Consider the following 15,047-nt stretch of genomic DNA (forward strand, 5'->3'; position numbering starts at 1 on the left):
CGCTCACTTGTAGAGAAGATGTGCCAGGCAGCTACCCTGAATGGTTTGTACCGGGCGCTGTATTGTTCCACAACTTACAGCTGTACTACAGCGCTATTACATAATTAATTGCACAGTCTGCAGTCTAACTCAGGAGACCCTATGCTACTTACAATTTCACAGCGCCTGGAGCGCATACCTTACCCGATTCGCACTGTAACAGCAGAAGAAGCGAACACGGAGTGCCAGCAAAACGGCGGGGACATCATCGATGTTCGTGAAGCGGCAGAACGGGAAAATGACCCCATCGATGGCTCTATTCACATCCCGCGGGGCGTCCTGGAGATGCAGGCTCTTGAAAAATTCAAACAGGCCGAACAGCCGCTGTACATTCACTGCGCATCCGGTGCGCGGGCACAACTGGCCGCTGAACAGCTTATCGCGATGGGTTATCAGAATGTCTCGGCAATATCCTGCGCGTTACCGGCGGTCAAAGACGCACTTAACCAGCAAGGGTAATAAAGTCCCGGGAGCTCTGGTCATAGCGTGACAGACGGCAGGGTCAGCGTGATTCCTAACCGAATGTCAGTATTTGGCCAGCCGCTACTACTATACTATTTTATCGAACACTGAATCCGCTATACTGGCGCTATCATTCTACAAAACGGACACCTTGATGCTAAAAGCAACCTTAGAGCAGTGGCGCATGTTCAAGGCAGTTGCAGATGCGGGCGGATTTAATCAGGCTGCTGAGCAGGTGCATAAAAGCCAGTCCAGCGTTCACCATGCCGTGCAAAAACTTGAAAATGCGTTAGGTGTTCCGCTGTTTGAAAGTGAAGGCAGACGCATCAAACTTACCGGCCCCGGAGAGCTAATGCTGCGCCGCGCCAACTTTCTGTTAAATGAAGCACAGAAAACTGAGGCGGTGGCGCACAGCATGCAATCCGGCGCTGAAACCGTATTGCGCGTAGCCGTTGATATTATCTTTCCCTCTGAAGTGCTGTATGCCGTTTTAGATAAAGTATCAGAAGACTTTCCCCTGTTGCGCATTGAAGTTGAAGAAGCTGTACTGAGTGGCGCCAACTCACTGCTTAAAGCCGGAAATGTCGATCTGGCTATCTCTGCCCTTCCCATTTCTGAAGGGGGCCAGCAAGAGGATGCGGGTAATGGGTTTAGCGAAGATCTTTGTCAGATTGGCTTTATTGCGGCTGCCCACCCAGAGCATCCACTGCATCAGTTAGGCAGGCCCCTGCACACTGATGATCTTAAAGCTCACCGCCAAATCGTTGTCAGAGACTCATCAACAGAACGCAAAACTGACTATGGCTGGCTGGGCGCGGAGCAACGCTGGACCGTCAGTCACATTCGCACGTCCATCGATATCATCTGTAAAGGGCTGGGCTTCGCCTGGCTGCCACTGGCCATGATTGAGCCCTATATAAATGCTGGCCAGTTAAAGCCTTTACCTATGGAAAGTGGCGGCTGCAGGAACGCCATGCTCTACCTGAATTTCGAGGACGGGGATTGTCTGGGCCCCGCCGCCCGTACATTTATTGGCGAGCTGCGTTACCGCACGATGGCACTGCCTACCGCAGAATCTATTGATTCATCACTAACCAAGACATAGCGCTACCGTCTGCTGCCAGACAGCCTTTGGCCAAATTTTGGCCGGGCAGTATGAATCAATTGATCCAGTTGCTGTAACCTGGGGTACACTTAGAGCTGAAAGATTACAAAATTTTAAAGGACGATGAGTGTTAACAGTATTACTTGTTGACGACGACCCCGAGTTTACGGACGTTGCATGCACAATTATTGAATTTCTTGGGCATGAGGTCCTGACGGCCGCAAACCTTGCGGAAGCCAGAGACTGGCTCAAAAAAGAAACTTTCGATCATATCCTGCTGGACTTTATGCTGCCGGATGGCAGTGGCGCACACCTGTTCGACGAACTGGAATTGTTAGCCAAACGACCTCGCGTCACTTTGATCACCGGTCATCCTTCGGTCAGAGGGATCATTAAAGATCTTTGCGGTCCCAATATCGACTACCTTGTCAAGCCCATTCAGCGCGAGGAAATCGAAGCTGTGCTGTCGGGCAAAAAAGACGGCAAAGCCAGTGAAGAAGAACCGCCTGCCATCACCCGGCATTTCGAGCATCTGATTGGTGAGTCAGCGCCTATGCAGGAGCTGTATAAACTGATTGAGCGTGTCAGTAAAACCAGTGCCAACGTCATGCTGTTAGGCGAAAGTGGGGTTGGTAAAGAGGTGGTCGCTGCGGCAATTCACCAGGCATCGGATGTAGAAGGCCCGTACATCGCAACTAACTGCGGTGCGTTTTCAAAAGAACTGATCGGCAGCGAGCTTTTTGGTCATGAAAAAGGCGCGTTCACCGGCGCGGTTGGTCGCAAGGACGGGGTATTTGAGCAGGCTGAAGGCGGCACTCTGTTTTTGGATGAGATCACAGAGATGCCCATCGACATGCAGCCAAATTTGCTGCGGGTACTTGAAAATAAAGTGGTCATTCGCGTCGGCGGCAGTAAAACCATCCCGGTGAATTGCCGGGTCGTGTCTGCAACGAACCGTAATATGGAAGAAATCGCGCAGAGCAAAGTTTTACGCGAAGACATTTACTTCCGGCTTGCTGTTTTCCCTATCACCATCCCTACTCTGCGTGAACGCAAAGAAGACATCCCGTTGCTTGCCACACACTTTATTAACGAGCTGAACGCAGAGAACGGTACCGGGTTCATGTGGCAGGATACACAGTTAGAAACATTGCAGGCTTATGACTGGCCCGGTAATGTGCGCGAACTGCGGCATTTTGTGCACCGTGCGGCCATTATGAGCGACCCCGAAAAATCTAACATTGAATTGCCGAAGTCCATCGAGTCACCGTTTGCCAAGAAGCAAAGCACGACGCCTGCCCTGCAGGCAGGAAGAACCATCGAGGATGTAGAAAAAGAACTTATTTTCGCCACCCTGGAAAAAGTGAACGGCAACAAAACGATGGCTGCAGAAATGCTGGGGATCAGTACCAAAACGCTGTACAACCGTCTGCACGCCTATGGCGAAATCAGTAAAGACGACTAGCGGAAGTATGTGAATGACTGAATCTGAATTAAGCGAGCTGGCGAAACATATTCACGATGCCAGAAAACCACTGAACCGCATTTCGATGCAGGCTGAGCTGGTAAAAATGGCCCTCAATGGTGATGTCCCAACTGACAAAGCCATTGATGCGCTGGACAAAATCATTACGAGTACAAAAGATTGCAGTGACGCCCTTACCGGGCTAATGTCTGCGTTGTCAGAATCCCCTTCGGAATAAATTACATGCTAAGCAGGCTCCTGTCCTCTGTTTACAGCTGGATTGCGATGGTGACCATTGTCATCATCGTTATCACAGCTAACTCATTTTATGTTGTCAACACACTGAATACCCAGTCCACCCTTGAAGCCAAACTCTTTACCACCAACCGAATAATCAATGCTGCCAATGACCTGCACGCGTCAATCCTGCGTGTGGAATCTGCCCAGCGCGGCTATATGTTAACCGGTGAGAAAGCGTTGCTGGAAGGCTACACTGATACGCTCAACCAGATTAATGAAACGATCGATGAGGTAGAGATTGCGGCACAAAACTCCGATACAGAGCAGCAGTCTGTGCTTATCAACGAAATGCTGCTTATCGCCCGCGCGCACCTTAATCACTTAATCGAATCGGTAGAAACACAACTCGAGGGTACGCCAGCGGAGGCTAATACCATCGCTGATACCATTGCGTTATACAGTGAGTTTGAAGCTGTCTTTGACGATGTGAAAAACGCAGAGCGCGAAATTCAGGGCCGCCACCTGGCCGCACTGATGGCGCTGCGCGACAATTCCATAAAAACTCTGCTGGTTTCCTCAGGTTCGGCCATCTTTCTGATTATCGTGATTTTCGTGCTGCTAAAAACCAATGAACGAAGCAGTTACGAAAATCAGCAGAAGCTGTCACGGCTGAATATTGAACTGGAGAAAAAAATTGCCGAGCGCACGCAGGAGTTGCAGCTCTATTCCGAAGAGCTGGTGCGCAGTAACAGAGAGCTTGAAGACTTTGCCTTTGTTGCCTCACATGATCTGCAGGAACCCCTGCGAAAAATTCGTGCGTTTGGCGATCGCCTGCGCTCTGGTTATCAGGAAGCACTGGATGAGCGTGGGCAGGACTTTCTGCAGCGTATGCTGAACGCGTCAGCCAGAATGTCGATGCTTATCACCGATTTGCTGGCATTTTCCCGGGTATCAACCCGCGGCAAAGACTTCGAGCGCGTGGCTCTCAGCGAAGTGGTTGACAGCGTGGTTGATGATCTTGAAGTCGCTATAGAAGAATCCGGAGCCACGCTGGATATCAGTAAACTGCCGGTAGTGAATGCCGATAAGTCACAAATGGACCAACTGTTCCTAAACCTACTATCAAATGCGCTTAAATTCAGGCAAGCTGACACCGCACCCCACATTGTGGTTAACGCCAGTGAGCCAAGTAGTGAAGAAATCGAAGGATTTTTACTGTCGGATGACTATCAATGGGTTAAGCTAACGATCTCAGATAATGGTATTGGTTTTGATCAGTCATTTGCCGACAAAGTTTTTGCTCCTTTCCAGCGGCTACACGGGCGCAGCGAGTATCAGGGGACTGGCATTGGACTTGCAGTATGTCGCAGGATAGTAGAGCGACATAATGGTCAGATTCAGGCACGCAGTACCCCTGGTGAAGGCGCAACCTTTACTATTATCATGCCGAGTAACGGCGAACTTTTTAGTAATCAAGGCCAGGAAGGAATAACAACAAATGGCAACTAAGCAACCAAGTCCTATCACCATATTAATGGCAGACGACGATGAAGATGATCGTTTGCTCACCCTTGACGCGTTAAAAGAAAGCCGCGTACTGAACAACCTTTATTGTGTGGAAGATGGGATTGAACTGCTGGAATTTTTGCGACGCGAAGGCAAGTACAGCAACCCGGAAGACGCCCCCCGCCCCAGTCTTATTCTGCTCGATTTGAATATGCCACGAAAAGACGGCCGTGAAGCGCTGCAGGAGTTGAAAGCTGATCCCGTGCTGCGCAGTATCCCGGTCGTAATTTTAACCACATCAAAAGCGGAAGAAGACATGCTGCGCGGCTACGATTTAGGCTGCGCTTCCTATATCACCAAACCGGTTGATTTTGACGGTCTGGTAGAGCTAATGCGTACGCTGGGGCGTTACTGGATAGAATTCGTCGAACTGCCACATGATTAAACGGTAGCTGGTTGTGGAAGATGTAATACGTGTCCTGCTGATAGAAGACGATGAGGATGATTACTTCCTCACTTCCGATTATCTGGACCGGTGTGAATCACCGTCATTTCACCTGACCTGGGTTACGAACAGTTCTGATGCGCTGGATATACTCCAGCGCAAAAATTTCGACCTGTGCTTACTGGACTATATCCTTGGTTCAGAAAATGCCATCGATGTACTGGAAGTACTTAAATCGAATCAGATCACGTTGCCAGTAGTCATTCTGACAGGTCAGAATGACGTTGCGGTAGACGAAATGGTGATGCGTGCAGGCGCCGCTGACTACCTGCAAAAATCTGAGCTCGAAACCCCTCGCTTCATGCGTACCATTCGCTATGCCATGGTCCGGCGCGAAATTGAAAATGAGCGTGTCGAACGGCATAAAATAGAGCAGAAAAATAAGGCGAAAGACAAGTTCCTCGCTCACCTAGGTCATGAACTGCGCACCCCACTCACCTCTATTCTGGGGTATACCGAGCTGCTGCTTGATGAGAATCGCTACCCGGATGTCGAGCAGGAACTGAATATAATTCATACCAATGGTAAACATCTGCTAAGCCTGCTCAATGACTTGCTGGATATGTCACGCCTGATGGCCGAGCGTCTGGAGCTGACACGAAAAGACATTGAGCTGGACGGGCTCATGACCGATGTCTATTCACTCATGAATCTGGCCGCGAAAGACAAAGGGTTGCAGTTGATACTGGATTCGGAAAACCCGGTTCCTGAACAAATCAATGCTGACCCGACCCGATTGCGACAGGTGCTAATTAACCTTATCAGTAATGCCATTAAATTTACCGATAAGGGCCATATCAACGTGTCGGTGGAGTTGCTTTCACCGTCTATGGCATCGAGCCGCGAGCGCCTGTTATTCAGGGTAGCAGACTCGGGCATTGGCATGCCTCCTAATAAACTGGAAACTATTTTTCAGCCGTTTGAACAAATTGAAGATGTGATGCGCGCTAACCATGGCGGCGCCGGGCTTGGTCTGGCTATCTCCCGCGAGCTGGTGCATATGATGGGCGGCGAAATCAATGTGGAGTCATCATTTGGCAAAGGCAGTATTTTTTCCTTTACCATTGATCCCGGAACGCTTGAAGGGATCCCACGTCGGCGTCTGAGTCTTACGCTGCCAACCCGCCGCGACAATGAAGAGCTTAACCTGCATGTCTCAGGCCGGGTGCTGATTGTCGATGATTTAAGAGAGTTACGCCGCCTGACTGGGCACCTGGTCAGCCAGTGTCATGCCAGCGTTGCCTTTGCTGAAAATGGCGTGAAAGCACTGGAGGCAGTGCTTCAGGCAGAAGAAGAGGGTCACCCTTTCCACCTGGTGCTTATGGACATCCACATGCCGGTCATGAATGGCATTGACTCGCTGAAAGCCATCCGCCGTCACAAAAGCAATGTGTCGGTCGTCGCCTTAACGGCGGCAAACCGAAAAGGCCTTAAACAGTCACTACTCGATTCCGGCTTTGATGAAGTGCTGGGTAAGCCGATTGACAGAGTCGCACTAACCCAGATTCTCGACCGTTACCTGATCCGTACGGAAGGACCTGCGCCATCCAGGGAGTTTGAAAAGCAACGGGCCCCCGAAGAAACAATATCCAAGACAGTGTCACGTAAGGTGTTGCTAATTGAAGACGACGAGGATGCAGCGGAGCTAATTCAGTTACTGCTCGCTAATCAGGGACATGACGTGATTATTGCGCAAACCGGTAATCAGGCAATTTCTACCATGCGGGAAGTTGTTTTTGATGTCATATTGATGGACCTGACGCTGCCCGATTATCACGGGTATGACCTCGCCGAAGACACCCGCCGGTTACAGTCCTCTGCTCAGGTGTTCATTGTCAGTGGCTATCAGCCGGAAAAAGAAAAAATGGAATCGCTTGGGATTAAAGGCGCTCTGCTGAAACCCGTGGCGAAAGCCGATCTCATGGAACTATTTGAATCCATTTAGAAATTACTTCAGTACACGTTACAGGAGGGTGAAAAACACCAGCACCTTTGCATTCACAATGTACAGGCGTCAGTGTATTTCACACACTACACTTATTATTTGTACCCAAAGGAATTGCCATGAGAATACGTAACTTGCTGCCACTATTACTGAGCATGTCCCTGGTCACGCTGTTCGCCGGCTGCTCCAGTGTGCCGTCGGCCTCTCCTACCCCTTATCAGTCTGCCACCGGCAAACAGGGTTACGGCTATTCCAGCGTTCAACTAAGCGAGAGTGAATACCGCATCATGTTTAAAGCGACCGAAGCCACGCCGGCTGACATGGTGCAACAGTACAGTGTTCTGCGTGCCGCAGAGCTGGCTGAGGAACAGGGATATCAATACCTCGCCGTTGTTAAAACGGACGTAGAAACCAAACCTGCGCTGGGTCGAAAAGTGGTCAAGGGCCAGGACGGACAGGTGTTTCCCCCTGAGCAGCAATGCACCATGTCTGGCTGCACCGAGCCGGGACAAATAAATCAGGCCGCGGCGAACGATGTTCAGGTCGAAACGACCCCTATGAAAAATGTGTACTACTCCATTCTGGTGCGAATGGGAAACAGTGAGCAAAGTACCGGTTCCAATGCGCTACTGGTAAGAGACATTCTGGCTGATCGTCCCGATGCAAATTAAAATTCTGCGCTGAATGTAATTTTTCTTCACTCACCGGGTAATTATTACCCGGTTCTTACTTTACAGCCTACCTGCTAGTACCTATGCTAGCTTAGCATATGTTATATAAAGGTTTTTTTACCTTAACCAAGCCGTTCCAATGGAACGCACTGTGCATTATTACAAGAATATTAACTGCGTTTTGTGCACGCACTATAAAAGTAGCGAATAGTAATCGATGTTTTTTCACGCCTGTGCTTTACAGCAGGCGTTTTTCACGCAGGAAAGTACACAATCAGGAGCATTTCATGCTTAACAGCACGCACACCCGCAATGCCAGCAAAATTGCAAGAGTGCTTGACGGTGGCGTAGATTTCTATCAGCAGGGTATTGATAACATTTCCGGCGACAATGTTCGCGCGATGTTCAGACGCATGGTCGATGAAAAACAAAAAGCCATTGCCATGATGAAGCCATTTATTGTCAGTGACAACGATGACGATGATGACTGGTATGCTGAATTTGAAAAACTCTACTCGTCAGTAGCTAAAAAAGCGGCTGAGATGTCTGACAAAGACTTTATTTCCGGCCTGGAAGAGGCAGAGACGAAAGTCATGGCACTCATTGAGTCAATCCTCAATGACATTGAGCACTCATCATTCGCGTCTGAGCTTCGCCGCATGCGGACCCGCATGCAGCAATGTAAAGATGAGATGGCTTCGCTGAAAAACGCTGTAACCTAGGGAAGATGCGAACAAGCCTTGCTTGATTATCACCCGTCTTTCAGGTGAATATCATTGGCATGCTCTACCCAGTCCAAAGCACGGGTCTGCTCATCAAGTGTCCCTTTCGCATCTTCCAGAAATACCTGACAAAAGTAATCTACCGCTTTAAAGCGCCCCCGGTAGGTCTCTAACTGTACCTCCATCTCCTGCATTGCATTGGCGAATTCTGAGTTCGATTTAGACAGCTCATAATCACACTTCAGGTAGGCGCAGAGTACGTCGGCTGCCTTGGCCAGTCGCACGTGAATATCATCCTTATTCTGTTCAATCAGCGGCTGATAGCGTTTACGCAATGTTTCCGGCAGCGTTTGAATAAGCATACCTTCGAACCGGCGTTCGAGTTTTTTGATTGCGGCAGTCGTTTCCGGATCGTGGTACTTTACCGGACTGGGAATATCACTCATTCCGGCAATTTCACTCCCCTCGTGAAAGACAGCCATGGCAGCAACCCGGTCAGGATTAACCTCTTCGCCAAACACATCAGCCGCAATGGCACCCAGCATGTGGGCCACCATCGATGCCTCGTAAATGTGCGTTGAAAGCATTTCTTCCTGAAACTGAGCCATCAGGGGCCAGCGCTTAACGTTACGTGCGCGTTGCATCAGCCCGATGAACGCAGAATGGGTGTTAGACATAGGTAAATTTTTTATGGAGTAGTGTCATAAAGTGTACCATTGTCTCTGCTTGCCCTGCATCATCTGACTGTTCTTCAGGGCGTGTTTATTACAAGCATGTAATTCCTTCATTCGCATTGTAAAATCGGCGCTTTTTTACTACTCCGATCACTCCCGCCTGTATCCTGAATTACACTTTTGTCATGTTTTTCATAAACTTGAGACTTTGGCACAGATGTCGCATATATTCTTGTGATTAATTTTACAAGCAACAAGAGGATCTTGTTATGTTGGGTTGGGCAATTACGTTTTTTATAATCGCGATTATTGCAGCTGTATTTGGCTTTGGCGGCATCGCCGGTGCAGCAACAGGTATTGCGCAGTTCCTGTTCTTTGTCTTCGTAGCGTTGCTGGTTATTTCACTGATTGCAAACGCATTACGCGGCAAATCACCAAGAGCATAAGGAGTAAGTATGATAAGCAAATCACTATTAGCAGCACTGCTACTGGCCGGAAGTTCAGTTGTCTTTCTGGGCGCATGTACTGACGGTGACGTCGAAGAGGCCGGTGAAGAAGTAGATCAAATGGTAGAAGAGTCTGGTGATGCAATGGATGACGCCGGCGATGAAATGAGCGATGCCATGGATGACGCAGGTGACGAAATGGATGAGGCCGTCGACGACGCGGGCAACGCCATGGAAGATGCGTGTGAAGACGTTAAAGAAGGTGTAGACGCCGAAGACGACGACTGCTAACACCCTCTTTAGATGATAATGCCGGCGGTGCACATTTGCCCGCCGGCATTTTCGTATCTGCAGGTAAATAAATTCAGATTACCTGTCCCGTGAGCCGCACACTTAACCGATCGAAATAAGTCTGTAGCAGGTATAAGCCCTTAATACGTAACTGACTTTAAGGGATACCGGTTTTGCAGAAACAATTGGCCGTCACAGCGCTGTTACTGCCCTTCGCGGTACAGGCGACAGACAAGCCACCTTCCTATTCAGCATTTGTCACCACGGATGGCAGTAAGCCATTCACCACTGAAAAAACACCTGAAGCAAGTTTACGAAGCTACGCCGGTGTAGCACTGCGCTATTCGCTGAGCGATAACTGGCAGGCCTATGGATCAGTGCACACGTTGCAGGGAGATAATGGCGCCGAGATAACGCAGGATATTCAGGTTTACTCTAATATTGATGCCGGCGCTTTCACTGGCATTTATGACGCCTGGCTTGAAGGCAGCTTTCATGATGGTGCAGCCCGCATCAAGCTCGGCCAGTTCGACGCCAACAGCGAATTTGCGGTGCCCGAGTACGCCAGCGACTTTATTCATTCCTCCATGGGGTTTAGCCCGACCATCACATTTTTGCCTACTTACCCTTCCCCAACGATAGGTGCAAGCGCGCATGCTGCCATGGGCGAGGTGTCAGTATCACTGGGGCTGTTCAGCGATGAAGACAATCGTTTCGAGCAGGTATTCAGTATTGGTGAGCTTACCTGGGATACATCACTGGCTGCCATCACGCTCGGAGCCTGGCAGTTTGATGGCGATGTACAACAGGAAGCAACCGGTCTGAGTGATACCCAAACATTTGGTACCTACCTGGTTGCAGAGGGCGCATTGCCGGTATCAGGCTCAATATTGTCTGCACCTCGCTGGTTTGCACAGGTGGGCTGGGCAGAGCACCAATTTAATCCTGTCAGGCTTCACCTGGGTGCGGGTATCAGCACCACGTCGCTGATGCACAATCCCAATCACAGTGCCGGACTTGCTATTACGCATGTAGAGGTCGCTGCAGACTATTACCCCGGCCAGGCATCTGTCGCAGACTCGGAAACCACGATTGAGCTGTTTTACCAGTACCAGCTAAGTGAGCAGGTAGCGATTAAGCCGGATGTTCAGTTAATTTTCTCACCTGCCTTTGCTCCCGGACACGACCGGACACTGGTGGCAACGCTAAGGCTCGATATACAGATTTAGCGCCTTCCGCCAGGTGCGGCCAGTCCCCACACTGCCCATCGAACACATGCTCATATTGCGTCGAGCTGTCGCGCCGTCTTACCTGCTTAGGTAGGGCATTGGCTTGTCAGGCCGTTTTTCGCCGGTATAACATGTTCAGCATCGCCGGCAACAATGTCACATCACTGAACCAGGCCATGAACATTGCGCCTGCTGTCAGCAACCCGAAGTACACAGAGGGCAGAAAGTCCGATAAACCAAATAATGAAAAGCCAGCCACGATAATCAGGGTGGTAAAGGACATCGCCACGGCAGTATGTCCAAAGGCATAGCGGGAACCAGTATCGGCCTGTGAAGAGCCGTCGCCTTGCTTCGCACCTCGCAAATATGCATGCACAAAGTGGATGGTGTCATCCACGGCAATCCCCATTGCAATAGCGGCAATGGTAATGGTCATAATATCCAGCGGAATCCCCAGCCAGCCAATGACACCAAGAATACCCAGCGTAGTAAGAATATTGGGGATCATGGCAATCAGCGCGACACCGAAGCGACGGAACACGGCCAGTAACACAATAAACAGTGCACCATAGACAATACCCAGCGTAATAACCTGAGAAGATATCAGCCGGCTGAGAATGTCCTGATACAGTACAAACAGACTGGTAAGCGCATAGTTGCCCTCATTAATCCCTACTTTGCCTAAATCACTTTTCAGGTTAGTAAGAAAGGTTTCGCGATCAAGGCCTGCCGTGGTGTCCTGAATACGCACCGCAATGCGCAGCTTATCGTCTACAGGTGAAAAGTATGCCCCCACCAGCTGGTCCACAACTTTATCGTCGAGTAGCCGGTAAATGCTGGTCAGTTCGTATTCCGTCAGCGGCTTGCCATCATTCAGCTGTTTAGCCAGTTCGGTAAAATTCACGACAGACGTTACACTCCCTGTCGCCTCAAACGCTTCAACGGCTGCCTGCACCAGTTGCAATTGAGCGACAGATTCAGCTTCCAGCACCAGCATGCCTGAATCATTGGTTTCACCAACATCCAGGATGATGTCCATGGGTGTAGAGCCGCCAAACTGCTGATCGATAAACGCCAGTTCCTGATAGACCTGCGTTTGCTTGTCAAAGTAATTAATGAATGAGTTCTCAACATCCAGGCGCATAATGCCGATTGCCGCCACCGCAAAAATACCAATACAGGCCGCGGCCAGCATGCCAGGAGAACGCAACGAGATTCGCCTGAACCAACCGAGCAATGCCTTCAGTAGCTTGCTTTCACCGCTTTCTTTGGTTACTGGTAACAGGCTAAGTAGCGAAGGAAACAGCAACAGACTCACCAGCATAGTGATAATCATGGCGTAGAGCATCATCAGGCCAAAATCTGCCACGGGCTGCAGTCCACTAAACAGTAACGAGCCAAAGCCCACTGATGTCGTGAGCGTGGCATAAAAACAGGGAGACAGTTTCTCCCCCAGCGTTGCCCTGACCCGGTCGTGCTGACCAGACGCATTATCGGCGTGGCTGTGTGACCGGTAACTGCCTATCAGGTGGATCATGACGGCCAGTGTCAGAATGATCTGCAGCGCAATAAAGTTCGCTGACAACACCGTTGCGCGCATATCAAGGAAGCTGAGAAGCCCCATAGTGAGCACAACACTTGAGGCACAGGCAATCAGAGGGAAGACCACCCATTTCACTGAACGGTAGAGTACAGCCAGCATGAGCGCAATGACGCCGGCAATCGCCCCCCCAAACACGGTGAGGTCAGATTTTATGATATCGATGAGATGCTGTCCTACCACGTAGCTGCCACCAAGATAGGTATTCGCTCGTTCATTTACGCTTTCAGCAATCTCTTCTATTTGGGCAATTTCCTGGGCACGCTGCTTAGTAAGTTTCTGTCGAATCGGATCGGCCTGCGCCTTTAACTGTATGATGGTCTGTTCATCTGCTTCGGTTATCGTGCCATCCAGGCGCTTTCTTTGCAGGTCGGTGATTTGCGACTCAAGCTTACTGAGCGTTTCGTTTTGCTGAAAGACAATTTGTATGGCTGTCGCCGTGGATTCACGGTTAACCAGCAAATCGGTGAAAATGGGATGACCGTCAATCCTCTCCTTCATCTGACTGGCAGAATATTGCTGCGCCTCCCAGGTCAGCGAGTCAACATCGGTTGTCCCCTGCAATGATGATGCATCAGTCACCAGCGGAATGTTCAGAATAGAAGTAACACTTTTTACCCGGGACAGCGATTCCACCTGTTCAGACAACGCCTGAATATCGGTAAATGTCTGCTGGCTGTAAAGTGCGTGTGCGGTGGGCTCGTATGCCAGCAATATAAACTCTTCAGGGGCAAATGTCTGATTTGCAACCTGGGTTTTAATATAAAGCTCATTATTCTTTACCAGCAACGTATCTGCAGATGCATTAATTTTGAACGAAGGCGCATACATAACCGCCAGGCCCAGTGCTATCGCAAAAACACCAATAATGAAAAAGCGAGCCTTAACGATGGCTGCCGCAATACGTTCATTCATTTAGGTTATTTCCTGAAGCCTTGTTGGTGTCAAACATTGCGTCTCGCAACTGTCCCTGAATATGCTGGTTACGAAAGTATAAATACGGATCTGACGCCTCTTCATATAGCTTTTCATAGCGCTGTGACTGAGACTCAAAATCATCAACACCTTCGAACATTCTTAAATAGTAACGATCCGGTGCGTCCATAATAAATTGTGTAGGGTGAAGAAATCCCTCGGTTACCGTTGAGAAAGTGCCTCTCACATCACTAGGCCCCAGCACCGGCAACACAATGTAAGCGCCTGAGCCAACATCATAGTCACGTAATGTTTGTGCGATTGTCTTTTCACTTTGTGCCAGCGAAAACCAGTGCGTGGCGGGATCGAACAAACCAAGCAACCCGATGGTTGAGTTGATAACGAAACGACCAAGGTTGATTCCTGCTTTATCCAGATCACCGGAAAAGGTATGACTTAAGAGGTTAAGTGGCTCGCGCAGATTATCAAAGGCGTTGCCGATTTTATCGCGGGCCACGTCAGGAACGACAACCCGGTAGCCATCTGTAACGGGAATGAAAAAGTAGGTGTAAAAATAATGATTAAACCCGAACATCGCCCGGTTAAACCCTTCAAGTGGGTCATAGTAAGAGGTATCTCCCGGCGTGCTGGAGGGCGTCGCTGCTTCATCTGTAATACCGACAACGGTGGGCTCAACACTAATGGTGCCCTGACTGGTTTCTACCTGGACGGTCTGGCCCTGTGACAGAGCTTCAGCGTCAGATGGACGCTCACTGGAGGTTTGAGACTGCTGGGCTGTTGCGGGTGATGATTCCGGAGGGCTGGCGCAGCCCGATAAAATTAATGTAAATAAAAAACAGGCCGTACCACAATACTTACCCAGGCTCATTGTCGTTAAGTCCTTGTGCAACATGATGATCGAGGATCAGCTTAGCACGTCTGATCGCGTCCTGCTCCTGATATCCCCACCCCTGTCTGGCAGAGTTCCTTGCTAAATCAACGTAGTAGTCAATACGCGCTTTACGCAGCGCATGGTGACGGTTGTCAGCGGCAAAGCTGACTTTGTCGATTCGCGCTTCAAAGTTGGTAATCGCCGAGTATTCTCCTACGGCTGGTGCAGTGTCAAAGTCCCCTGCTGTGATCTGACCGGACACAGCCATACCCGCTATCGCGAAGGAAAGAAAACTGACCACACTAAAAAAACAGTGCCATACCCGGTTAGCAAACATGTC

General features: G+C 49.7%; 16 protein-coding genes. 12 read left to right on the forward strand and 4 right to left on the reverse strand.

Annotation, left to right across the window (positions count from 1 at the left end; all coding sequences use genetic code 11):
• The first annotated feature begins 141 nt into the window (after positions 1–141).
• The 9 genes from IE054_RS12740 to IE054_RS12780 all read left to right on the forward strand — a co-directional run bounded on the left by IE054_RS12740 (position 142) and on the right by IE054_RS12780 (position 8,660).
• Positions 142–498 (forward strand): rhodanese-like domain-containing protein, encoded by a 357-nt coding sequence (locus tag IE054_RS12740; RefSeq protein ID WP_189406935.1) that lies wholly within the window; start codon positions 142–144, stop codon positions 496–498.
• Between the two features lie 157 nt (positions 499–655).
• Positions 656–1,606, forward strand: a complete 951-nt coding sequence (locus tag IE054_RS12745) for a LysR family transcriptional regulator (protein ID WP_189406937.1) — start codon at positions 656–658, stop codon at positions 1,604–1,606.
• 127 nt (positions 1,607–1,733) lie between these two features.
• Positions 1,734–3,071, forward strand: coding sequence for a sigma-54-dependent transcriptional regulator (locus IE054_RS12750; protein WP_189406940.1), 1,338 nt, complete (start codon positions 1,734–1,736; stop codon positions 3,069–3,071).
• A 13-nt stretch (positions 3,072–3,084) separates the two neighbouring features.
• On the forward strand, positions 3,085–3,309 hold the full coding sequence (locus IE054_RS12755) for a hypothetical protein (protein WP_189406942.1): 225 nt from the start codon (positions 3,085–3,087) through the stop codon (positions 3,307–3,309).
• A 5-nt stretch (positions 3,310–3,314) separates the two neighbouring features.
• Positions 3,315–4,820 carry a sensor histidine kinase gene (locus IE054_RS12760; protein WP_189406944.1) on the forward strand — a complete coding sequence of 502 codons (1,506 nt, stop codon included), beginning with the start codon at positions 3,315–3,317 and terminating at the stop codon, positions 4,818–4,820.
• Entirely contained in the window at positions 4,810–5,262 is a 453-nt protein-coding gene (locus IE054_RS12765) for a response regulator (RefSeq protein ID WP_189406946.1), read from the forward strand. Before IE054_RS12760 ends, IE054_RS12765 begins: the two co-directional genes overlap by 11 nt.
• 13 nt (positions 5,263–5,275) lie before the next feature.
• Positions 5,276–7,267: a response regulator gene (locus tag IE054_RS12770; protein WP_189406948.1), complete on the forward strand. Its 1,992-nt coding sequence runs from the start codon at positions 5,276–5,278 to the stop codon at positions 7,265–7,267.
• 119 nt (positions 7,268–7,386) lie between these two features.
• Positions 7,387–7,938, forward strand: coding sequence for a CC0125/CC1285 family lipoprotein (locus tag IE054_RS12775; RefSeq protein ID WP_189406950.1), 552 nt, complete (start codon positions 7,387–7,389; stop codon positions 7,936–7,938).
• A gap of 287 nt (positions 7,939–8,225) precedes the next feature.
• Entirely contained in the window at positions 8,226–8,660 is a 435-nt protein-coding gene (locus tag IE054_RS12780; protein ID WP_189406952.1) for a ferritin family protein, read from the forward strand.
• A gap of 29 nt (positions 8,661–8,689) precedes the next feature.
• On the opposite strand, the gene yfbR is transcribed toward IE054_RS12780, so the two are convergent.
• Positions 8,690–9,337: a 5'-deoxynucleotidase gene (gene yfbR, locus IE054_RS12785; protein WP_189406954.1), complete on the reverse strand. Its 648-nt coding sequence runs from the start codon at positions 9,335–9,337 to the stop codon at positions 8,690–8,692.
• 266 nt (positions 9,338–9,603) lie between these two features.
• On the opposite strand from yfbR, the gene IE054_RS12790 reads away from it, so the two are divergent.
• The 3 genes from IE054_RS12790 to IE054_RS12800 all read left to right on the forward strand — a co-directional run bounded on the left by IE054_RS12790 (position 9,604) and on the right by IE054_RS12800 (position 11,300).
• Complete coding sequence (locus IE054_RS12790) at positions 9,604–9,780, forward strand: DUF1328 domain-containing protein (RefSeq protein ID WP_189406957.1); 177 nt, start codon at positions 9,604–9,606, stop codon at positions 9,778–9,780.
• Between the two features lie 9 nt (positions 9,781–9,789).
• On the forward strand, positions 9,790–10,071 hold the full coding sequence (locus tag IE054_RS12795) for a hypothetical protein (protein ID WP_189406959.1): 282 nt from the start codon (positions 9,790–9,792) through the stop codon (positions 10,069–10,071).
• 173 nt (positions 10,072–10,244) lie between these two features.
• The gene (locus IE054_RS12800; RefSeq protein ID WP_189406961.1) at positions 10,245–11,300 is read left to right on the forward strand and encodes a carbohydrate porin; all 1,056 of its coding nucleotides are present in this window, start codon (positions 10,245–10,247) and stop codon (positions 11,298–11,300) included.
• 106 nt (positions 11,301–11,406) lie between these two features.
• On the opposite strand, the gene IE054_RS12805 is transcribed toward IE054_RS12800, so the two are convergent.
• From IE054_RS12805 to IE054_RS12815, 3 genes are read right to left on the reverse strand one after another with little or no spacing between them, the layout of a single operon-like run.
• Positions 11,407–13,815 (reverse strand): efflux RND transporter permease subunit, encoded by a 2,409-nt coding sequence (locus tag IE054_RS12805; RefSeq protein WP_189406963.1) that lies wholly within the window; start codon positions 13,813–13,815, stop codon positions 11,407–11,409.
• Entirely contained in the window at positions 13,808–14,704 is an 897-nt protein-coding gene (locus IE054_RS12810; RefSeq protein ID WP_189406966.1) for an MlaA family lipoprotein, read from the reverse strand. Before IE054_RS12810 ends, IE054_RS12805 begins: the two co-directional genes overlap by 8 nt.
• Positions 14,691–15,044, reverse strand: a complete 354-nt coding sequence (locus IE054_RS12815) for a hypothetical protein (protein WP_189406968.1) — start codon at positions 15,042–15,044, stop codon at positions 14,691–14,693. The genes IE054_RS12810 and IE054_RS12815 overlap by 14 nt, the downstream gene beginning before the upstream one ends.
• Between the last annotated feature and the right edge of the window lie 3 nt (positions 15,045–15,047).

The organism is Alteromonas halophila (genome assembly GCF_014651815.1).
Classification (GTDB): domain Bacteria; phylum Pseudomonadota; class Gammaproteobacteria; order Enterobacterales; family Alteromonadaceae; genus Alteromonas; species Alteromonas halophila.

Excerpts from the sequence above, each read along its gene's own strand:
- IE054_RS12740 (WP_189406935.1), top strand. The coding sequence starts at position 142 with ATGCTACTTACAATTTCACAGCGCCTGGAGCGCATACCTTACCCGATT.
- IE054_RS12805 (WP_189406963.1), bottom strand. The coding sequence starts at position 13,815 with ATGAATGAACGTATTGCGGCAGCCATCGTTAAGGCTCGCTTTTTCATT.
- yfbR (WP_189406954.1), bottom strand. The coding sequence starts at position 9,337 with ATGTCTAACACCCATTCTGCGTTCATCGGGCTGATGCAACGCGCACGT.
- IE054_RS12755 (WP_189406942.1), top strand. The coding sequence starts at position 3,085 with ATGACTGAATCTGAATTAAGCGAGCTGGCGAAACATATTCACGATGCC.
- IE054_RS12795 (WP_189406959.1), top strand. The coding sequence starts at position 9,790 with ATGATAAGCAAATCACTATTAGCAGCACTGCTACTGGCCGGAAGTTCA.
- IE054_RS12765 (WP_189406946.1), top strand. The coding sequence starts at position 4,810 with ATGGCAACTAAGCAACCAAGTCCTATCACCATATTAATGGCAGACGAC.
- IE054_RS12745 (WP_189406937.1), top strand. The coding sequence starts at position 656 with ATGCTAAAAGCAACCTTAGAGCAGTGGCGCATGTTCAAGGCAGTTGCA.
- IE054_RS12775 (WP_189406950.1), top strand. The coding sequence starts at position 7,387 with ATGAGAATACGTAACTTGCTGCCACTATTACTGAGCATGTCCCTGGTC.
- IE054_RS12790 (WP_189406957.1), top strand. The coding sequence starts at position 9,604 with ATGTTGGGTTGGGCAATTACGTTTTTTATAATCGCGATTATTGCAGCT.
- IE054_RS12810 (WP_189406966.1), bottom strand. The coding sequence starts at position 14,704 with ATGAGCCTGGGTAAGTATTGTGGTACGGCCTGTTTTTTATTTACATTA.
- IE054_RS12780 (WP_189406952.1), top strand. The coding sequence starts at position 8,226 with ATGCTTAACAGCACGCACACCCGCAATGCCAGCAAAATTGCAAGAGTG.
- IE054_RS12815 (WP_189406968.1), bottom strand. The coding sequence starts at position 15,044 with ATGTTTGCTAACCGGGTATGGCACTGTTTTTTTAGTGTGGTCAGTTTT.
- IE054_RS12760 (WP_189406944.1), top strand. The coding sequence starts at position 3,315 with ATGCTAAGCAGGCTCCTGTCCTCTGTTTACAGCTGGATTGCGATGGTG.